At 50.9% G+C, this 21,285-nt stretch carries 17 protein-coding genes and 1 tRNA gene; 7 read left to right on the forward strand and 11 right to left on the reverse strand.

Annotation, left to right across the window (positions count from 1 at the left end; all coding sequences use genetic code 11):
* The 7 genes from NP589_RS10285 to sbcB form a co-directional block, all read right to left on the reverse strand.
* On the reverse strand, positions 1–814 hold an 814-nt coding region (locus NP589_RS10285; RefSeq protein WP_371929663.1), incomplete at its 3' end, for an IS4 family transposase.
* 164 nt (positions 815–978) lie between these two features.
* The gene (locus NP589_RS10290) at positions 979–2,754 is read right to left on the reverse strand and encodes an anti-phage dCTP deaminase (protein ID WP_256606898.1); all 1,776 of its coding nucleotides are present in this window, start codon (positions 2,752–2,754) and stop codon (positions 979–981) included.
* Positions 2,755–3,029: 275 nt separating this feature from the next.
* Positions 3,030–3,905, reverse strand: coding sequence for a glycerol kinase (locus tag NP589_RS10295; protein WP_256606899.1), 876 nt, complete (start codon positions 3,903–3,905; stop codon positions 3,030–3,032).
* A gap of 55 nt (positions 3,906–3,960) precedes the next feature.
* A complete protein-coding gene (locus NP589_RS10300) occupies positions 3,961–6,897 on the reverse strand; it encodes a UvrD-helicase domain-containing protein (protein WP_256606900.1) in 2,937 nt (978 codons plus the stop codon).
* A 529-nt stretch (positions 6,898–7,426) separates the two neighbouring features.
* Positions 7,427–7,513: transfer RNA gene (locus tag NP589_RS10305), tRNA-Leu, on the reverse strand.
* A 117-nt stretch (positions 7,514–7,630) separates the two neighbouring features.
* Positions 7,631–8,812: a pyridoxal phosphate-dependent aminotransferase gene (locus NP589_RS10310; RefSeq protein ID WP_256606901.1), complete on the reverse strand. Its 1,182-nt coding sequence runs from the start codon at positions 8,810–8,812 to the stop codon at positions 7,631–7,633.
* 95 nt (positions 8,813–8,907) lie between these two features.
* Positions 8,908–10,347, reverse strand: coding sequence for an exodeoxyribonuclease I (sbcB, locus tag NP589_RS10315; protein WP_256606902.1), 1,440 nt, complete (start codon positions 10,345–10,347; stop codon positions 8,908–8,910).
* A 127-nt stretch (positions 10,348–10,474) separates the two neighbouring features.
* On the opposite strand from sbcB, the gene NP589_RS10320 reads away from it, so the two are divergent.
* From NP589_RS10320 to NP589_RS10330, 3 genes are all read left to right on the forward strand, one after another.
* Positions 10,475–11,068 carry an SRPBCC family protein gene (locus NP589_RS10320; protein WP_256606903.1) on the forward strand — a complete coding sequence of 198 codons (594 nt, stop codon included), beginning with the start codon at positions 10,475–10,477 and terminating at the stop codon, positions 11,066–11,068.
* Between the two features lie 68 nt (positions 11,069–11,136).
* Positions 11,137–12,090, forward strand: coding sequence for a YVTN family beta-propeller repeat protein (locus tag NP589_RS10325; RefSeq protein WP_256606904.1), 954 nt, complete (start codon positions 11,137–11,139; stop codon positions 12,088–12,090).
* A 71-nt stretch (positions 12,091–12,161) separates the two neighbouring features.
* On the forward strand, positions 12,162–12,452 hold the full coding sequence (locus NP589_RS10330; protein WP_036272448.1) for a hypothetical protein: 291 nt from the start codon (positions 12,162–12,164) through the stop codon (positions 12,450–12,452).
* A 38-nt stretch (positions 12,453–12,490) separates the two neighbouring features.
* Here NP589_RS10330 and NP589_RS10335 read toward each other — a convergent pair whose 3' ends face one another.
* From NP589_RS10335 to NP589_RS10345, 3 genes are read right to left on the reverse strand one after another with little or no spacing between them, the layout of a single operon-like run.
* Positions 12,491–12,712 carry a FeoC-like transcriptional regulator gene (locus NP589_RS10335; RefSeq protein WP_064010863.1) on the reverse strand — a complete coding sequence of 74 codons (222 nt, stop codon included), beginning with the start codon at positions 12,710–12,712 and terminating at the stop codon, positions 12,491–12,493.
* A complete protein-coding gene (gene feoB, locus NP589_RS10340) occupies positions 12,709–15,024 on the reverse strand; it encodes a Fe(2+) transporter permease subunit FeoB (RefSeq protein WP_256606905.1) in 2,316 nt (771 codons plus the stop codon). Before feoB ends, NP589_RS10335 begins: the two co-directional genes overlap by 4 nt.
* A complete protein-coding gene (locus NP589_RS10345; RefSeq protein ID WP_256606906.1) occupies positions 15,021–15,254 on the reverse strand; it encodes a FeoA family protein in 234 nt (77 codons plus the stop codon). The genes feoB and NP589_RS10345 overlap by 4 nt, the downstream gene beginning before the upstream one ends.
* Before the next feature lie 532 nt (positions 15,255–15,786).
* On the opposite strand from NP589_RS10345, the gene NP589_RS10350 reads away from it, so the two are divergent.
* The 4 genes from NP589_RS10350 to NP589_RS10365 all read left to right on the forward strand — a co-directional run bounded on the left by NP589_RS10350 (position 15,787) and on the right by NP589_RS10365 (position 20,232).
* Positions 15,787–16,509 carry a response regulator transcription factor gene (locus NP589_RS10350; RefSeq protein ID WP_256606907.1) on the forward strand — a complete coding sequence of 241 codons (723 nt, stop codon included), beginning with the start codon at positions 15,787–15,789 and terminating at the stop codon, positions 16,507–16,509.
* On the forward strand, positions 16,506–18,263 hold the full coding sequence (locus tag NP589_RS10355; protein WP_256606908.1) for a sensor histidine kinase: 1,758 nt from the start codon (positions 16,506–16,508) through the stop codon (positions 18,261–18,263). Before NP589_RS10350 ends, NP589_RS10355 begins: the two co-directional genes overlap by 4 nt.
* A 143-nt stretch (positions 18,264–18,406) precedes the next feature.
* On the forward strand, positions 18,407–19,615 hold the full coding sequence (locus NP589_RS10360; RefSeq protein ID WP_256606909.1) for a hypothetical protein: 1,209 nt from the start codon (positions 18,407–18,409) through the stop codon (positions 19,613–19,615).
* The gene (locus NP589_RS10365; protein ID WP_256606910.1) at positions 19,585–20,232 is read left to right on the forward strand and encodes a methylamine utilization protein; all 648 of its coding nucleotides are present in this window, start codon (positions 19,585–19,587) and stop codon (positions 20,230–20,232) included. Before NP589_RS10360 ends, NP589_RS10365 begins: the two co-directional genes overlap by 31 nt.
* A gap of 183 nt (positions 20,233–20,415) precedes the next feature.
* Here NP589_RS10365 and NP589_RS10370 read toward each other — a convergent pair whose 3' ends face one another.
* The gene (locus tag NP589_RS10370) at positions 20,416–21,243 is read right to left on the reverse strand and encodes a spondin domain-containing protein (protein WP_256606911.1); all 828 of its coding nucleotides are present in this window, start codon (positions 21,241–21,243) and stop codon (positions 20,416–20,418) included.
* Between the last annotated feature and the right edge of the window lie 42 nt (positions 21,244–21,285).

The following is a 21,285-nucleotide window of genomic DNA, read 5'->3' on the forward strand; positions in this document are numbered from 1 at the left end:
TCGGCGGCTTGAGCGTCACCGTGGCGGCGCGTAGCGTGATGTGCGCCAGTCGCGCCGCGCGGTTCGGCCTGGGTTTGACGTGAACATCGGCATGACCCAAGACAGGGGCTTGTTCCAGCGCGGCCCACAGCCATTTCGCCGCAGTATCGGGCTCGACCAAAAGGTCTCGGTTCTGCGTCGCACGAATGATCCATTGGGCGCGAACCGTCGACGCGTAGTCCAGGTATTCGGCAAACCATTCATAGAGGTCGCCTTCGCGGTCGGCGATATTGACCAACAAGCTGTCCGGCATTTGCGTCTGTAACGCGCAACTGTCCTGATAACTTTCCAGCCAATGCCGACTTTCCTTTTCGTCCACGCCTTTGCACCGCCGCGCTTGGCGAGGGCTGGCGGTGTCGCGCGCCCAATACGCCGCCTTGACGATGCCCAAACAAATGCGCGACGGCGTAAAGGCAACGGTCGGATGGAGCCGGCGCGAGCGTTTCGTCACGTCTTTCAAGGTGCCAAGGCCTTTGGGCCCCAAGTTAATGTTTTCGTCGTAGGCCGTCGTGTCCTGCGCCAGCAGCACGACCGGGCAACTCTTCATTCGCTCGACCGTCGAGTCTCGATGCGGCGCCAAGATCTTCTCGAAGGTCGCCTTGTCATTGTCGAAAAACCGGTAAGCCACCAGTGTCTCCTTCCAACCGCCACAGGCCACCGGAATACTGAGTTGGGGATGCTCGCCTAATCGCTCCAATAACAATGCCAAACGCTTGTTCAGGCGCTGATCGTCCAGATCAGCGGTTTGGACTTCGTCTTCGGCCCAGTTGCTCATCGCCATTCTCCATCGTCTATGTGTTTCCTTGTAGTTTAGTCTTTGGGTGACTTGTGTATAACGATGAGCGCGGAGCGTGGGAACGATGAAAATTAGCAATCTTGCAAATGACTATCCATGTTGGGGTTCGTTACCTAATCAACCTACGCTCCTCACTCCCATATTTATCGGCAAGCTTCTTGCCAAATTTCTGAAGCTGCATGTTCAATGTCCAAATACGACTTCGGCAATAAAGGAGTACGGATTACCGCTGTTTCTTTCTTCCAATCCAAGGTTTTTCCGTCTTTCGCTTTTCTGCGCAACTTCGAACCTGAACCCAAATTCATGGAGAATAGATCTAAGAATCGTCTGGGGCCAACGCCAATGAACGGTTCGAAAATGACAAGCCCACTATTTGATTTGTCTTCTAGCTTTAATTTTGGCTGTATAGATTCTGAATGAAATTCTAAAGCGCGACTTTTTGGATAAGGCTCGACGTAGACGACACGCTTAATACCGCCTGCGATAATATGTTTTGCACAGTTATGACAGGGAAAGGTCGTGCAATAAAGCGTTGCTTCTGTGGTGGAAATTCCCGCTCTTCCGCAAGATAGAAGTGCCTCCATCTCCGCATGAACCACCCGCCCAAACTCAGTTAAATCAGAAATTTTGCTTTCTTTAAGAATTTCCTCTAGTTCCGGCATCTTGTCGGCATTAATCAGGTCGTGCGCATTAATTGAATTAGCGATTTCAGCGATAATTTCCGCTTGCGCTCGCTTATTTGAATCCTCTTCGCGCATATAGTCTTTGCCATCCGGTTTGTCTTTCACTTCTCCCGTATCCGTATCGACTTCCGCCCAATACAAACCACCACCTGACTGAGGGCAATCATTTGCACCTGTTGCAATAATTTGTTGGTTACGAGTGATTACGGCACCGACTTGCCGTGATAGGTCACCTGATCTTACAGAGCTGTTGAATGCCATGAACATGGCAAATTCATCAAATGTTGGATTCTTGTATGGATGAGAAAAGATCAGCTGAAGGAAACGCTGCAAGGTATGCTTTACCTGATCGTCATTTTTTCCTAAATTCAAGAAAAAATCTGATAAATGATAAGTATCCCTGGTCTTTTGACCATGGCTAAAGCTCTCATCTTCATCAATTTTGATCAACTCATCTGCCTGATCTTGGGTGCAGTCTTTATCTTGAGTCAAAAAGTTATGCCGTCTTTTTACATCTGCATGAATTCCGAATAGATAAAATCCTTCACCATAGACTTTTCGCAAAAATTCGACTTCATTCGGGTGTTTTAGCGAATTAATGATGTATGCCCGTTTTTCAGCAGAACTATCTTTACGACTTTCTGCAACCTTTTTACTAACACCAGCGGCAAGTATCGCGTTGTTTTTGCTTTGTTGGCGAATTGAATCACCTGCCTTCATATAATGTTTTATACGTTCATATTCTTTAGGCTCTCCCGCATAAGATGGCAGAATACTGGATACTCGAATTTCTTCTACCGTATAGCCAAAACCTTTTAATCGATCTTTTAATGGGTCGATAACACGTTTCGACTCAGTTCCAACTGCACTGACAATGCCAATAACGATCTCACTATCGTTGACACCTGACTCTAAATACTTCCGTTCTATCGAGCACTGTACAGGTGTTAAAGATTCGGTGTGACCAGGTTTCTCAGGTGAGTCTTGAACTGTCTCAGCTAAAGTTGGTTCAGGGAATTGTTTCGGGTAAAGTAGATTCGGAACTTTTTGCTCCAGAAAATCTTTATCTGCTCCCTTACCTTGGAATTGTATTGTGCCTGTCGATTCGAACCAATTGAGTACCCCATCTCCTCGCCGTAAAACTTGTTTATTCGGCTGAGAGCTATCCCATTGTCCATTGAGCGACGAGAGTTTTGCTTGTAATTCGGTAAAATTCCCTGTGAATTTTAAGCTCATTTAAATACCTCTAAACTAAATAATCAATTCAAAAAATGGTTAAGTGATTATGCATTTTTACTTGGCAAATCACTCTGCATTTATTTACCAGTCAATAACTGCTGCATTAAAGCCTTTTTCTCTTGTTTCAGGCAGTCCAGTTTTTTGTAAAGCAGCAATTTCCTTAAACGCCTAGCAAAAAGTTAACGTGTATTGCGAACCAAACGCGAGGCCAATGTCGTCAATGGCTTTTTCAAGTTCATCCGGCATAAATGTTTTGAGCTGTTGAATTGAAATCAATAAGCCTGCACCCCAAACTTCAACAACAATCTCGGCAAAATATCATCCAGATTCAACACGTCCTTATCGGTCAATTCAATCAAATTGAAATTGTACTTATTGTAAATGGCGAGTTTTTCCTGTTTTCGGGCTTGGTATTTAACGTCGTTTTCGTAGCCCCAGAACTCGATATAGACCTTGCCGGTAGGAATGTAAAAGTCGCAGTAAATTTCTTCTTCGATCGGCAGTTTGCGTTCGTAGGCGTGGACGATTTCTGCCATGTACAGCCAGTTGTCGATCAGCATTTCCGCTTTGGAACGGACGAAGTGGCCGTCGGTGGTGCGGTGGGTGGCTTCAAACTTGTGGCGGAAGCTGTCCATCTTGTCGGTATCGGTTTTGGGCTTATCGACGCCCTTGATGTTATCGACGTTGTCTTTCAATGCCCGATTGCGGGTGATTTTTTCCGGCCAGCGCACATAAGGAATGCCGGAACGGCTGTCTTCGCCTTGTTCGGCACCCATCGCCAAGCCTTGCTCGGTGACCAGCCAGCCTTTCAAACCTTTTTTGATCCAGCCGAGCTCCGAAAGGATGTAATTCATTTTGTTGGCGGACAGTTCAAAGTGTTGCCCCAACACGGTGGCAGTTAGTAGCTTAGCCGCTTCCGGTTTGGCAACGGCGGTTGGCAATTGGAAATCCTCAGGCCAGGCGACGTATTGGCCATATTTACCGGTCAGGTAGACACCGCCGGCGGCAGTGCCTGCATCGGTTAACTGCCATTTGTCCTCTTGTTTCTCGATTAGGCCCAGTGCAGTCAACTGCCCGAACATTTGCTCTTGGGACACGCCGCGCAATTTGGCCAGTTGGGTGGTGGGTAGGCGTTTCTCGTCACTCATCTCTGTAGTTCACTAGTTAGATCGGACCAAGTTTAGATCATGCCAAGCGTTGCTCTTAGTCGGCGTTGACTGTTGATTTAACCTTGGCGGCTTTTAGATCGATAAATTGTTCGGTGTGGGAACAGGAAAACGCCGTGTTTTTTCGGTAATGCGAACAGCCCCAGAATTGGCCATGCGGTCCTTTGCGCAGCACCATGCCACCTTGGCAACGGGGGCAGATCGGTTCGACAAAGTCGCAACGACGATTTTCACAAATACGAAAGCGGCCATGGGTTTTCAAACCGCCGCCGCACCACTGACAAGCCCGCTGCGTGTGATTGCAGAGTGAATATTGGTTACAGCCAAAAAAGCTGCCGTACTGACTATCTCGGGGCACCATCCAGCCGGTTTTGCAAACTGGACAGGGAATATTGGAAATCCGGTCTTGAAAGCCGGGCCCGGTAAATTCGTCGATGCTGACGGCATAGTCGCCGTCGACTAACTCTCTGATGAATGGTGACGGGTTAAGACCATTGGTGACCAAATACACGTGATGCCGCGCCCTCGTCAGAGCCACGTAAAACAGGCGGCGTTCTTCGGCATGCGCAAAGGCCTCGGCCTGTGGCAGCAATAATTCCAGCAAGGGATGGGTGGCTTTTTCTGACGGAAAGCCGTGCTCGCCCTTATCCAAACCAAACACGATCACGTAATCGGCTTCTTTGCCTTTGGAGGCATGTACCGTCATGAATTGCAGCGACAGCTGGGGATAGCGGCGCTTTAAGGCGGCGACATCGGGCCGTTTGAAGTTAAAGCGCGCAAGCATTAACACACTGGCGGATGGCTTGGCCTTGCCGGCGATGGCATCGAGTGCCGCTTGCATGCCGGTCAAATCCTGATCGGTTTTGATGAGGGATACGGCGGGCTGTTCGACCAGCCGTAAGCTACGAATCTGTTTGTCGATTTGGCTGGGGTTTTGGCTGACGAAACGTGACGCCACTTCACCGATTTTGTTATTGAAGCGAAAGGTTTGATCCAGCACGCTGGTTGCCGTGTCGCCAAAGTGGGCTTGAAAGTCTTTGGTCAGTGCGACATCGCTACCGGTAAAGCGGTAGATGGATTGCCAGTCGTCGCCAACGCCAAATAAGCTGGCTTCGGCTTGCTGTGCCATCAGGGCTTTTAGCAAGCGCGCCCGGCTGGCGGAAATATCTTGAAATTCGTCCACCAACAAATATCGGTATGGCGATGGAAAACGGCCGGATTCGACGTAGTCTATGGCGCGGCCAATCATGTCGTCAAAATCGATGGTGGCGTTGTCGCGCAACCGTTGCTGATAAGCTTGATAGATGGGTTCGAATAAATACGCGGCGGCGCGCATACGTTCCAGGTCTTCATGCTTCTCGGCTTTTTCGACCAGTTGTTTGATGCTGAGGTAAGCGGCTTTGAACAGGCTGAGGATTTGCGCCATCAGTTTGCTGAATTCGGATACCCGGCCCAGCTGATTCAGTTGGTCGAGTAGCTCGTTCTGCGGCAAGGGTTTGAACTGAACGCCGGCAGTCAGTAATTTTTCGCTGAGTACTGCGGTCAATCGCCCTTGTTGCTTCAAGTAGCTGTAGGTTTCGATCAACGGGGTTTGATATTTTGCGTGTAGCGCCCGTTTCCAGGTCATGCCGGCCAAATAGTCTTCTTTATTGATAAAAGGCGGCGTTTGGTTGTGTTCGTTTACAGCAAAATGTTCGATGTAAATGCCGTAAGCCGGTAGGAAAAAATCCGGTTGGTAGATGCGGTAGTCTGGGCCGGAGGTGTTAACCTGGTAATTGGCCTCGTATTGATAAGCAATCCCTTGTCGATACAAGAAATTGGCGATCTCGCATTCTTCGTAGCTTTTGACGATCTCGCCTTGCAGTGTACGAATATCGTTTTCGAGGATGTAGGCATTGTAGGCACCCAGGCTCTTGAAATTGAATTGGCTTTTGTAGGGATAGGCAAAGCGTAGGAAATAGGTCAACAGCCGCGAGCGATAGCGTTCATCTTCCAGCAGGCTTTGAATTTGACTATCGACAAACGCAGCACGCAGCGTGTCGTCTTCCGCCATTTTGTCGATGGACGGCACCACACCTTCAACCTGGCTAATGATGCGTAAACCCAGGCTATGAAAGGTTTTTACCGTCAGATTTTCAATCCCCAACTTCGACTGGATGCGCTCGTCCATTTCTTCTGCTGCCTTGCGCGCGTAGGCCAGCATCAAGATCTGTTCGGGGTTTGCCAGACCGGCTTTGATCAAATAACCGGCGCGGCCGATCATGGTGCTGGTCTTGCCGGTACCCGCGCCGGCCAGCACCAGATTGTGCTGTTCGTCGATGATACAAGCCTTACGTTGCGCTTCGGTCAGCGGATTGGTTTCGACTTGATCAAAAAAGTCTTTGTACAGCTGGTTTTGTTGATCGATAAATGCTTGATTAAGCCTCGCAACCTGCTGGTGCGTGTCGTCCATTAGCGGACAAACAGCCAGATAATCCTGATGAAGCTCGGCTGGCAAATGCTGCAGACAATCCTTCAGCTTGATTCCCGTCGCCAGCCACAAATGATTACCGAGCCACCGTTCTGCCACGGCGCGGCGGATATAACGTTGGCCGCAAAAGATCAGTCTGGCTTCTTGGGCCGCTTGCGCTAGGGCAGGCGCAAACTGTTGGTAGAACCGTTGAATATGTTGATTAATGTGGCGTTTCAGAGACAACTGCAACATCGCCGATTGCGCTTTTTCGACGCCGCCGAAGCGTAAGGTTATGCCGTCTTTTTGGGTAAAAAGTAAGGTGTCCCAAAACCAGCCGGACTCGATGCCAATGCCTGGCTGAATACTCAGTAGGTGGAGGTTATGTTTCCGTTGGCGCTCATCGACTAACACCAATGTTTCTTGCTCGATGGCAAACGCGTGAAAGCGGTGATCTTTAGCGAGCCACTTGGCCCAAGGGCTAAGTTGGTAGTGCGGTAAGTGCTTAGGAGTGGGATTGGGCATATGTCCTTATTAATTTCCATGTCCGCTAGCCGACACTTGGTCTACCAAGTACCTTTAGTGGCAATCAGCCGGCCAAAGTAAATCTCGCCCGGCTTTTCCGAAGGATATTTGCTGACGAGGAATTAGCTCGACATATAAATCCGGACCGGCCTGATTGCTGTTACTTATTGAAATGCTTGGGGTGATCCAATTGATATTTGGAAAAATAGGATAGCTCGCTTTCCTCTGTTGATGCAGAGGGAAGATGAGAATAGAGCTTGTCGACCACGTTTTTGAACCATCGTGGTCTGTAGATTAAGACAAATATCAGGATTGAGTCGGTGACCGGGACCGGGAGTATTTCCAAGCAGCCGATGGTGATTAAAACCATAAACCACTTGAGACGCCATAGCAGCGGCGGATTTCTGCGTTTAAAGTGAAATATTTTCTTCATGTTCAACCAGTTTTACCAAGGCGTTATTCAAAGGGAACGTGGCAATCATTAGGCATAAAAAAAGGACCCGGTGTAAACCAAAGTCCTTAATTTTTATGGTGCCTCAGACCGGAATCGAACCGGTACGACCTTTCGGTCGCGAGATTTTAAGTCTCGTGCGTCTACCTATTTCGCCACCGAGGCCTTCTTACTGATGAAGTGCGAAGGCCGCGAATTCTATAGCATTGATTAAATTTGTCAATTGAAAAATGGCAAATCAATCTCGGTTTATCCGTTGGCGATGGCAAACCCTAATAGGCCTTAAACCGCTTGTTTGATTCTGAGCAAGGCATTTTCCAGATTGGTCATGCTGGTGGCAATGGAGATTCTGATGTGGCCCGGGCAACCGAAAGCGGAGCCTGGCACCAGGGCCACGCCGGCTTTTTCGATTAAGAATTCGGCAAATTCCAGATCGTCGTTGATACCGTCCAGTCTGCTCAGCAGTTTTTCCACGTTGGGAAACACGTAAAAGGTGCCGTCGGTGGGCAAACATTCAATGCCATCAATGCTGTTTAGTTCGGCGACCACATAATCGTGACGCTTTTTAAATTCCACCATCATCGTATCTATGCAACTTTGGTCGCCGTTCAGGGCTTCTTCGGCAGCCACTTGCGAAATCGATGTTGGGTTGGAGGTGCTTTGCGATTGAATGATGCACATCGCTTCGATCAAGGGCGCTGGTCCTGCCGCATAGCCGATCCGCCAACCGGTCATGGAATAAGCTTTGGATACACCGTTTAAGACGATGGTGCGATCATAAAAGCCGGGGTGGGCGTTGAGAATGTTGACGAATTCGCCTTTGTTCCACAGGATTAATTCGTACATGTCGTCGGTAGCGATCAATACCTCGGGAAAATCCAATAACACGTCGCCCAGCGCTTTTAATTCTTCCAGGCTATAAGCGGCTCCGGTCGGGTTGGACGGACTGTTAATGACCAATAAGCGAGTTTTGGGGGTGATGGCCGCGCGTAATTGTGCCGGGGTGACTTTGAAATTTTGCGCTTGACCGGCTTCTATAATCACCGGTACGCCATCCGCCAGCAGTACCATATCCGGATAGGATACCCAGTAAGGCGCAGGGATGATCACTTCGTCGCCGGGATTTAGTAATGCCTGGGCCAGATTGAAAAAACTTTGTTTGCCGCCGCAGGACACCAGGATTTGGTTAGCTTGGTAATCCAGGCCATTGTCGCGTTTGAACTTGGCGATAACGGCTTTTTTTAAGCCGGCGGTACCGTCTACTGCGGTGTATTTGGTAAAGCCTGAGTTAATAGCTTTAATAGCGGCGGCTTTAATATGATCCGGCGTATCAAAATCCGGCTCGCCGGCTCCCAGACCGATAATGTCTTTGCCGGCAGCGCGCATCGCGGCGGCACGGGCGGTAATAGCCAGGGTAGGAGAGGGTTTGACCGCTTTTACGCGGTTAGACAGGGTAATGCTCATGATGCCTCGGTCGAAATTTACTCAAATGGTTTGCATTATACGGCATAACGCTAAAAGCGCCTTATTCCTGAAACGAACTAATGGCTTTCAAATCGTCAATTTGAAAATTTTAAGCGTCGATTTTCCGCATAAACCGCTAGCTCGTGCAGTATCCCTTGATTTGCATTGGGTTCCTCCCGCATTAGCGTAATTTTGGCAGTGAACTGTTGCAGCGTCAGCCAGCCATTCGTCAGTGCACCGCTTAGCTTGTCGCGACAATATTGCTGCCAGAGCTGGGCGTCTTCGATGGATAGGGTATGCGGATAATTCCGGGCACGATAGCGAAACAGCATTTCCGGCAAACGGATGTCAACGAAATCGGTGGCAAACTCCTTTAGCTTTTCGGGTTTTGCTTGTCTGATTCGTGTCATCATGGCTTTATCACTGTTATTGAAAAATCCACCGCTGTAAATCATCAAATCAGGATCTTCAGGTGAATCTTGATACTCGCGGGTAAACACTTCCGACAGTTTTCCAGCTAAAGGTGGAGCGGCTTGAATCCGCTGCAAATTTGCTCGGCATAAGCCTAAATCCAGCTGCAAGCGTTCGGCATCGGCCGGCCGTATCACCGACAAAGGCGCCAACACCGGGGCTTTGTTGATATGTACGGTTTTTAACGGGATTCTGGCAATACCTTCCGGCAGCGCGTCACTGGCAACAAACAGCCGTTGTTGAATTTCTTCCGCACTTAACTCAAGCAAGGGTGCCGGATCGACCGAAAGGTCGTAAACGATTATTTCGTTGCTATTGCTTGGATGCTGAGCTAAGGGCAGGATCACGGCCAAGCTGTTATTCCGGGCCGGAAAACGACCGGAGACATGAATTAAGGGGTTAAAGCTGCCGAGTTGTAACTGGTTTAACGCGGTGTTTTTATATCGATTGTTCAGTAAGTAGTTGAACAATTTCGGTTGCCGCTGTTTGATTAATTTGGCCATTGCGATGGTTGCATAGACGTCCGATAACGCATCGTGCGCCGCTTCATGGGCGATGCCGTTAGCTTTGGTGAGTTCTTCCAATTTAAAACTGGCGACGCCGTCGGCATTGACCGGCCATTCGATACCTTCCGGCCTTAAAGCCTTGGCGGCTCGGACCACGTCGATAATGTCCCAGCGGGAGTTACCGTTTTGCCATTCGCGCGCATAGGGATCGTAAAAATTACGGTAGAGCAGGTTGCGGGTGACTTCGTCGTCGAAGCGGATGCTGTTGTAACCCACGCCGCAGGTGCCGGGTTCTGCGAGCTGCTGGTTAATCAAGGCGGCAAATTCCGCTTCGCAAACGCCTCTTGCAGCGGCCAATTGCGGGGTGATACCGGTAATCAGGCAAGCCTCGGGGTGTGGCAAGTAATCGTCGGCAGGCTGGCAGTAGGCCATGATGGGCTGGCCGACGATATTGAAGTCACCATCGGTGCGGATGCCGGCAAATTGACAAGGCCGGTCGCGTTGCGGATCGATGCCGAAGGTTTCGTAATCGTGCCAGAAAAAAGTCGCTGTAGTCATTATACACTCGAAGGCGGACTGGGAGAGTCGGGAAAATTTCCGCAAACATGCTTTTGCGAATACTTGCGGACAGATTTTATTTTATAATCGCCCGCTCCATTTTATGTGTCCATCATAGGAAAGTGTTATGAAAAAAACCTCGCTACTCGTTTCAACCGTTTTATTTTTGTTCACCGGTTTAGCCAATGCCCATGGTCCGGTCAGAGCAAAAATGACTGCCACCATTACTGTCGATGCGCCAGCGGCAAAAGTGTGGGATTTGATCAAGAACTACGACGATATGTCTTGGCACCCAGGCATTAAAAGCGTGAAAGGCGACGGTACCAATAATAAAGGCGCTATCCGCGTTTTGACTTTGGCGAACGGCACTATCACCGAAGAATTAAAAGCCTATGACGCCGCGAAATTTTCATACAAATATAAAATCACCGACATGAGTTCCACCGGCACCATCAAACACGCCGGCCAAGATGAACCACTGCCTGTATTACCAGTCGGCAACTACGCAGCGGAGCTGTCCGTTAACGATAAAGGCGGGAAAGCCGAAATCGAATGGGTAGCCACATACTACCGTGCTTATGTAAACAACAATCCACCAGCGGAATTGAACGAAGAAGCTGCGGACAAAGCAGTTACCAACGTTTTGAAATCCGGCCTGGAAGCAATCGCCAAGAAAGTGGGCTCAGGTTCTGCCGCGGTTGAGATCGACATAAAACGCTAGGCTGTTCTTATCCGGTTCTCGGCAGCTCGCGCCGAGAACCCTCGCTCCCCATTCCTGTCATTCTCATCATGCGCATCAGATATTGGTTTTTGGTTTTTTCACTGCTGGGTGTATTCGCATCTGGCGTTAGCGCCGATTCGCGGGCCTTTATTACTAATCAGCTGGATAATTCGGTGTCGGTAATTGATACAAAAAGCCAGCAAGTAATTGAAACGATCAAAGTCGAGGGTAAACCCGCCGGCGTTGCGCTGAATCCAGCGAAGAAACAGGTCTACATCAGCACCCCGGAAGGTGGCGGTTTTGCGGTTTTGGATGGCGAGAAACTAACGAAATTAACCAAAGTTAAGGTCGGTGGAGCCTCGTTGGGTATCACTGCGGACAGAAAGGGCGAGCAGGTATTTGTCGCCGATTGGTATGAAAACTCGGTGACGGTTTTCGATACCAAAACCTTTGCGAAGATAAAAACCATTACCGTCGGCAAATCTCCGTCTGGCATGACGGTCAGTCCGGACAATCGTTGGCTTTATGTCGCCAATCGCATCGACGATTCCATTTCGCAAATTGATCTGAGTAAACTGAGCATCCGCAATACCACCAAGGTCGGCGCGCACCCGTTTGGGATAGCCGTGGACAGTCAGGGTAAGCGTCTGTATTCCGCTAACGTCGAAAGCGACAATGTCACTGTTTTGGATGCCCGTAGCCTAAAGCGCTTGGCAACCATCAAGGTTGGCGCCAGACCCTATGCGGTGTCGCTGGCATTGAACGACAGTCTTTTGTTCGTTACCAACCAGGACGACAGCACGGTATCGGTAGTTGATACCGCCACATTGAAACAGATTGAAGTCATCGCCGTGGGCGATAAGCCGGAAGGTATCAGCACACATCCGGACGATCAAAACGTCTATGTTGCTAACTGGTTTGACAACAATGTGTCCGTCATCGACGCCAAAACCCTGAAAGTGGTGAACACTATTAAAACGGGGGAGGGCAGTCGCGCCTTTGGCGAGTTCATCGCGCGTTAGACGATTCGGCATTTTGATGGCTGCGCTTGTATGGTAGACTGCGCGCCGTTGCTAACCTCATTGAGAAATATATGGCTGAAACCGTTGAAGATTTAACCATTAGTTACGAAGACGGCGGCGTTGAAACTGTCAAGGAACTGGACAAAAAAGTCCTGAGTAAGGGCGCTTGGGCCACGGTGATTTACCGTTATCAGGATTGGGAGCCGGCTAAGAATCAATATAGCCAGGATAGATTTAGTATTCGCCGCTATCAAAAGCGCAACGGCGAATATCAGCAAAAATCCAAATTTAATATTTCCAGCGAAAAACAAGCGCAAGAGTTAATCGATGCGCTACAAGGTTGGTTGGCTGAAGGCCAATAAACAACCTTAGTTTAGCGAAGCGTTACGGCTTCGCTAAACTAATCTACCCATTCGTAGATCTCAGTCAGGGTCGGATCGCATTTACAGCAGCTGGTACCACAGGAGGCACCGACAGGGCTTAGTCTCACCTTGCCTTTATTGATCCACTTGCCCAGCATGCCGCGCAAGGCATCAGCATCCATATGAAAATGCAAAACAAGATCGCTCAAGGTTACCCGGCGTTTTTCCTGCAAATAACTACGTAAGTCGGACAATATCATTGCGGGACTCCACTAGTTTGGCGCACGCCGTAAAATCTCAGCAGGAATAGTACCCCGGCAAAGATAAGCGTTAGCGCCAGTATCCAGCCGATAGCCGAATTTGGATGCTGGGCATAGGTCATGCCTTGGTAGAAGAGGGTGGCGGTCAAGTAAGCCACGAAGGTGGTCCAGCACACTACAAATAAAGCCCAACTGCCGTTGGTTTCTTTGTATATAGCCGCCGTGGCGGCTACGCAGGGCGCATACAATAAAATGAACAGCAAGTAGGCAAATGCGCCGACTTGGCCATCGAAATGCGCTTGCATGACGCCGAAAGTATCGAGTTTGACTTGCTGCTGTTCCGCTGCCGCAGCCTGATCGGAGATATTGGCTATGCCCAATCCCAATGGATCCAGCAGCTTGTCGGCAATTGCCGTCAGGTTGTCCGGTACCGTTTGACAAGCCTCTAGCAAGGCTTGCTGTAAATCAAAGCTTTTCTCGTCTTCTGAATGATCGGATACGGCCATTTGACTGTACAACGCGTCCAGTGTACCCACTACCGCTTCCTTGGCCAGTACACCGGTAAAGATACCGACGGTCGCCGGCCAGTTATCGTGAGCAATACCCATGGGCTGAAATACCGGCGTCAAAGCGCGGCCGATTTCGCTTAGTACTGATTTATCGCTATTTTCCTGACCGAAACTGCCGTCCGTACCCAAAGAATTCAATACATTCAACACCAGTACCATAGGCACAATGACTTTGCCGGCGTTGAAGATAAAGGTTTTTAAGCGCTCCCAGGTTTTGGTGTAAACGCCTTGCAATGTGGGCAAATGATAAGCGGGCAGTTCCATCAAAAAAGGGGTAGGGTTCCCGCGCAACAAGGTGTGGCGCATGATTAAACCAGTCAACACCGCCACTACAATGCCGAATAAGTACAAACCAAACACCAGATTTTGGCCACCGACAGGGAAGAAGGCTGCGGCAAACAAGGCATAAACGGGCAGGCGGGCGCCGCAAGACATGAAGGGATTCATCAGATTGGTCAATACCCGGTCACGCTGGTTATCCAAGGTGCGGGTAGCGATAATAGCCGGTACATTGCAGCCGAAACCGACGATCATCGGCACAAACGACTTGCCGGGCAGGCCGATGATGCACATGAACCGGTCCATCACAAATGCGGCTCTGGACATGTAACCGGAATCTTCCAACATCGATAAAAATATGAACAAAAAGCCGACGATGGGAATAAAGGTAGACACCACTTGAATGCCGCCACCGATGCCGCTGCTGATCAACACCACCAGCCAAGCAGGCCAATTCATGCTGGTTAAAATTTCGCTTAAACCGTCCACCAGTAATGCGCCGACGGCTTTGTCGAAAAAGTCGACGAAAGCGCTGCCTATGTTGATGGTAAACATGAACATCGCATACATAACCAACAAAAAGATGGGGATACCAAGGAAGCGGTTTAGCACAACGCTATCAATCTTGTCGGTGGTACTGCGGGAAACCTCGTTGAGTTTGCAGACGCAGGCTTGCACCAGTTTGTTTACCAAACCGTAACGGGCGTCGGCGGCGAGTATATCGATTTCGTCTTGGGTTTGGGCTTCAATGTCCGCACGCATTTGTTCGGCAACTTTTAGCAATTCAGGACCGGCAAGCTGCTTTGCCAAGGTGTCGTTTTCTAGCAAACGCAGCGCAAGCCAACGGCTATCGCAAACCAAATCGATAGATTGCTGGGTCAATTGAGCCTGTAATTGGCTGACCGCAGTTTCTATAGCCGGATCGTAATCGACTTGTAATGCGGGAATGGGCTTGCTGAGGCAGGCTTTGTTGATAATGTCGCGTAATTCCTTAATACCGAAACCCGTAGCGGCGGTAACCGGGACTACCGGGCAAGCCATTTGTTTGGCGAGCAGTTCGATGTCTATCTTGATGCCGCGTTTTTTTACCGCATCCATCATGTTCAGGACCAATATCATCGGTACCCGCATTTCTATCAACTGCGAGGTCAGATAAAGATTTCGCTCTATATTGGAGGCATCGACAATGTTGATGATTAAATCGGCTTGGCGGGAAGCGACGTAATCGCGGGCGACTTTTTCGTCCAGGGAGATACTGTCGTCATCGGCTTCTAAAGAATAGGTGCCGGGTAGATCTACCAGACTTATATGCTTGCCTTGGTGCGTGTATTCGCCGGTTTTTTGTTCAACAGTCACGCCAGGCCAATTGCCGACGTGTTGCTTGGAGCCGGTCAATGCATTGAACAGCGTGGTTTTTCCGCAATTTGGGTTACCAACCACGCCAACAGTAAAATCCATACTCATACTTTTTCTATAAGTAAGACCGACGCCTCGTTTTTACGTAGCGACAATGAAAAACCGCGAATTTTGATTTCAACCGGATCGCCCATCGGTGCAAACCGAGTAATGGTGAATTCGGTGCCGGGTGTTAAACCCATAGCCAGCAACTTCTTGCGATAGACGCCACCTGATTGATCAAACCCAACTATACGGCCTGTATCGCCAGTCGCCAGCGTTTTAAGATATGTCGGCATGCAAGCTAATTAATAATTGTTCTCATTAAGCTGCAATATAGCACATCAACGTAAAGGTATGACAGCATTAGTTTTAGGCTGACTAACGGGTAGATAAATGATACGCATAATGTATATTATGTTAAATAATAACGGACATCCTAATTGCCTTATTCCGACTCCCTAAAACGTGGAGTCAAAACAATGGCAGAACCCAAAAAACGAGGACGGAAAGCAAAAGCAGCTTTTGCTATACCAGATGGTATAAGGTTGGGATCAATCCGGATCGAGCCGCCGACGTGCTTGGCCTCACTCAATCGGCGAATCGTGTATGACCGCAAAAAGAGCTCGTAACTCAATTTAGCCTTGGTTGGCTAACTAAAGTTAGCGGTTTTATGGTTTGTCCATGATTTCTCTTCAGCTATCGCAACCACCAAAAGGCAAACAAGCCGTCAAATCCTCACGAAAATATCACGAGCTTATGATATTTTCGTGATTGGCGAAGACTTTACGATTGGCCCATAATCGGCCTTTTTAATTCGCCGAATCGCTGATGCCTGCCGCAAAACACCTCCTTCTGGTCGAAGACGACCCCGACATCGCCAAGATTCTGGCCGACAATCTACGCGAAGAAGGTTACCGAGTCGAAGTAATAGCCGACGGCGACGCTGCATTGGCGGCGATCGCGGCTAACCATTACGACATGCTGTTATTGGACGTCATGTTGCCCGGTGTGGACGGGCTTGAGATTTGCCGGCAAGTGCGGGCCAGGCAGGTTTATACGCCTATCATCATCGTCAGCTCCAAATCCAGCGATGTGCAACGCGTGGTCGGCCTGGAAATTGGCGCAGACGATTACATTACCAAACCCTTCTCATTGGCCGAACTGGTCGCCAGAGTGCGTGCGCTGTTACGCCGCGCAACAGCTTTGAATCGGCCTAATGCAGAGCAAAGCACTACGGTCATTGTCACTCAAGGCCTGCGGATCGACGCGCAAAACCGAACGGTGGTTTTAGATAGCCAGTCGGTGGCGTTAACCGCACGCGAGTTTGATTTGCTCAATTTTTTCGCCCGCCATCCGGGGCGGATGCTGAGCAGGCTGGAACTGTTGAATCAGGTCTGGGGATACAGTCACGACGGCTACGAACATACCGTCAACTCCCACATCAACCGCTTGCGCGCCAAAATCGAAGCCGATCCTGCAAATCCAACGCGAATTTTGACTGTCTGGGGGCTCGGCTATAAATTCGCCGGACCAGAAGATTCGGTTGAATGAAATTGAGTTTCCAAAGCCGGATTGCGTGCTTATTTGCGGCACTGTTTGTCACAGTGCAGGCGCTGACGGTGGTGTGTATTTATCTCGCGGTTCGCGACAATCTGTTGCGCCAACTTGATCAGGATTTACGCTACGCTGAACAGGCTTTTCGCCAACTACTGGTGGAAAGTGCCGCCCGGGTTGCCGGAGAAACCGGCTTACTGGTCGCCGATTTCGGTTTTCGCAGCACTATCACTAGCGGTGATCCAGCCACGATCGCCTCAGCTTTGGAAAATCTGTTACTGCGCATCAACGGCCAACGTGCGGTTTTTATCGACCTGCAGTTTCGGGTGATTGCCGATACTGGCGGCCAGTGGCAAGGCAGGCCGTTTAAAGTTGCCCAAGCCTTGGCGAATGCCGATAGCGTTCGACCGCAGGTGTGGTTTGGTCTACTGGATGAGCGCTTACAGGAATGGGCATTAGTTCCGGTGCTGGCGCCAGTGCCGGTCGGCTGGGTTGTGGTGGCGCAAGCAGTTGAGGAACAGCGCATTGATCAGTTTCGGCAAAATTCCCTTTTGCCGCTGCAAATCGGTTTGGCAGTTCTCGACTCAGACGGAAGCCGATTGTTAGCCGCGTCCAAATCTGAAGCGGCCTCGGCGCTACTAAACAGTCACTTCGATCCTATGTTAACAACGACAATCGAGACCGCTGAAGGTCGTTATCTCGGTCGAGTCCTGTCATTACCTGCAGCCGGCCAAGAGCAGCATATCGCTGCGCTGTTGCAAATCAAATTCACCGACGCCTTCGCCGGATACCGCCACATGCTCCTGCTGGCAGCCGGTTTACTGCTGCTCGGTTTGTTAGCTACGTTGGCCGGCAGTGTCGTAATCGCCCGCAATCTGTCGCGACCTTTGCGGACCTTGGCGGGAGCCGGCGAACGCGTGGTCAGTGGCCACTTTTCATCCACACCACTCACGGACCGCAGCGACGAACTGGGACGCTTGGCCGATACCTTCGTCCGCGCCGCACAATTGGCAGGCCAATTGGTTACGTTGCAGCAAAAGGACCAGGAACGGCGAGAGTTTGTAGCATCCGTTTCACACGATTTACGTACACCGCTGGCCGCGTTGCACGCCTTTCTTGAAACGATGCAGCGCAAGGCCGACAACCTGCCCGCCAAGGAACAAGAGCACTTCTTGAACACCGCATTACGCCAGAGTGAAAAAGTGAGCCGGCTGGCGCAGGAGTTGTTCGAATTGGCCAAGCTGGAATGCGACGACGCCAGTTTGAATAAGGAAGCCTTCAACATGGCTGAATTGCTGCAGGATGTCTCACAAAAATACCGGCTGCAAGCTGATCAACGCGGTATAGCCCTAAAAGCCGAATTGCGCCCTGCTTTGCCAGCGGTCTTGGCCGACATTGGCCTGATCGAACGGCTGCTTACTAATCTAATAGACAATGCCCTCCGCCACACACCTGCGGGGGGCACGGTGCAGCTGGATGCATGTCTGGCAGGAGAGCGGGTAGCTGTCACTGTTTGCGATACCGGTATCGGCATCGCCCCGGAATATTTGCCGACCTTGTGCGATTGGGATTCGCCATTAGCTCGACGCGCCCGAGCCAATGGCGGCGGTTTTGGCTTGATTTTAGTCGGAAAAATCGCCCGATTGCACGGCAGCCGCCTACACGTTGCAAGTACCCTGGGAATCGGCAGCGTATTCCGTTTCGATTTGCCGCTAGCCGAAGCGGTGAGTGTTGCCGACAACAGCCCTTGAGCGCCCTCGTGTTCGCATTTATCGTATCGACTTTGAGTTCAGCACAGGCAACAGCTCGTCGCCGACAACCCATCGGCACTTTTGGACATCGCCCCATTCCCGCGTGTCGCTATCTCTCAGCAGTTTTATTAATTGGTTCAGCATTGCTGATTCAAGCAAAGCCAAGTCTGAGTGACGAGGGACAATTTCCGGAATTCACTTGGCACGGCCTTTTAGATTTGCGCTATCAACATAGCGACGCCGCACCCGGCCAACTGGAGCAAGGCTTGGGCAAACTGCGCGAAGGCGGTGCACGTGACCGTTGGCAAATCAACGAAGCTGCCTCGACTTTACAAGTCCGCCTGGACTGGGACTGGATGGCTACCGCGACATTAAAATATGCGGATCTCCAATCAGCGCCAGTGGATTTAACCGAGGCTTTTCTAGCCTACCGGCCGGTCGGCAGCGCCGGCTGGCGTCTGGCTGGGCGCTTGGGCCTGTTCTTTCCGCCGATTTCTCTGGAGAACGTCGGCACAGCCTGGAGCAGCCCCTACACATTGAGTTCGTCAACCATCAACGCTTGGGTAGGCGAGGAGCTTCGGGCCTTCGGCGGCGAACTGCGTCTGGATTACCAAACCGAAGCCGGCGACCGAGTCGGCCTATTCGGCGCAGCCTTGGCCAATAACGATACCGCAGGTTTGATGTTGGCATGGCGCGGTTGGACCTTACATGACTTCGAATCGACACTGAACGGCCGCCTGCGCTTGCCGGAGGGCATCGGTATTCCTACGTTGTTTCCTGAACAGGCAAACGCCAGCCAGACCTTTGTCGAAGTGGACCGTCGACCAGGATTTTATGCTGGGATAGCTGCAGAGCGCCCTCAGCGCTATACGCTGCGGGCAATGTATTACGACAACAACGCCGATCCGTCAGGACTATCTGCAGGCCAGTACAGCTGGCATACTCGGTTCTGGAGCGTCGGCAGTAAAGCTGAATTGCCCTGGGAAACGACGTTGATCAGCCAAGCTATGATCGGTCGAACCAGTATGGGCGACCTGAACGGCGATTTACGCGCGGTCGATGTTGGCTTTTGGTCAGCGTCCTGGCTTATCAGTCGGCCACTGGGCGAAGGTCGCTTCAGCGTCCGTTACGAACGCTTCGGCAGCGACGAGCGCGATTACCTGCCGCAAGATCGCAACGGCGAACACGGCCAAGCGTGGACCGTCAATTACAACCTGACCTTCGCTCAGCGGCACCAGTTAAATTTTGAATTCAGTAGCATCTACAGTGTTCGTCCGGCGCGATTGGAGCGCGGCGAATCAGCCTATCAGGAGGAAATGCTGTGGCAAGTCGGTTATCGACTGTTTTTTTGACGGCCTGGACAGTGCTCGCGGATGCGGAGGAACTGCGAGGCTTGGCCGAAGCAGGCGGACGGCCATTGGCGAATTTGGTGGTCGCCCTAGAAGCCTTGGATCAGTCGGGTCGAGCCAAAGCGCCACCGCAGTCGGCGGCGATGTTGCTGGATCAGAAGAGTCGGGAGTTCGTGCCGCACGTGCTCGCGGTGCGCAGCGGCACGCCCGTGTTTTTTCCGAATAGCGATGCGATCAAACATCACGTGTATTCGTTTTCGACGGCCAAGCGTTTTGAAATCAAACTATACAGCGGCGTGCCGCCTGAGCCAGTGCTATTTGATAAGCCGGGAATTGTGGCGTTGGGCTGTAACATTCACGACTGGATGTTGGGCTACATCTATGTCAGCGATGCCGACTATCTTGGTGTTTCCGATAACGAGGGGCGCTGGTCCGTAGTCGTGCCAAGCGGTCGATATCGCTTGACCTTCTGGCACCCTTACGCGGCCGCGCAGCCCGCCGAACAAGTGGTGACAGTGCCGACTGGCGAACTGCGGGTCACGCTGGAACTTAAAGCACAATTTCAGACCGGTAAACCGCCGGCTAGCTTGCAAATTCAAGGCTATGGCGACGGCTTTTAACCTGGAGTGTAAATGCAGATTTGCACTCCAAAATTAAGCAATAGCAAAGCAGAGGAAAGGAGACAGGGAGAGTGTCGTCTTTCTACCGCAAATACTTGTAAACCACTTCGTTGCGCCGGTCACAGTTAGATAAGTTCTAAACGATTACGGACTGCTTGGACAATACCGAATAGCCGGTCAAGCTCAAGCCGACAGGTTCGATGTCGTCGAACGGCGCCGCATACAGCCGAACAACGGCAACGCACTACCGAACAACCAGGCGGCCCCTGGCACCGGCACTTGCGAGACCGCACTGATTTGTAGCAAAGGCGTATTCGCGCCGGGAAAATTGGTAAAGTTATAGCCAGCGGGCGTCGGCAGGCCTGGGTAGGCAGTGAAGTCGTAGTTTGCCTGAATCGTGCCGTTTTGTGCCGGGTTATCCAGCGCATTCGAACCGACTGCGAACGCTGCGCCTACAGCGCCATCCAGTTCGGTCCCGGCATCCCAAATGCTGCTGCCGTTCTCGACAAAAGTACCACCGGTGAAGTTGCCTTGGGCATCGAACAATTCGATTTCTGTCGGCGCATCGTTACCGATAAAGCGGTCGTTGGACGGCACCACCATCGAGAAATAGCTCAAATAGCGGTTTTTCATAGGGTCGAGATTCAAGGTTATGCTGCCGCTGGCACCGGGCAGAAAAACACCTGGACCGAAGCCGTTGACTGATGCGGTTACTGTTGTACTGATGCCGCCGGCTGCAGCCGCGCTGCTGGCCGCGAACATGGAGGCTAGGCCGCTGACGTCGCCCAATTCTGCGACTGATTTGATCGCCGATGAGGCGGCGGCGCCCGCGTTAAAAGCATCGAACGACCCGTTGTGCAGCGCCAAGAAGATTGGCGTCAGCGCCGCACCATTGGCGGCGGACAAATTGGAGAAACTCAGCGTGACCTGCGCGGCTTGTGCCGAACTCAGTGGAGCAGCGATGGCCGTCAAAAACAGTGCCGATAGCGAGAGCGATTGGTATTTTTTCATCGTAATTTTCCTAAAGGTGAAAGCCAAGTGGCGTTGCTATTG

It is taken from the genome of Methylomonas rosea (genome assembly GCF_024505055.1).
Taxonomy (GTDB): Bacteria; Pseudomonadota; Gammaproteobacteria; order Methylococcales; family Methylomonadaceae; genus Methylomonas; species Methylomonas rosea.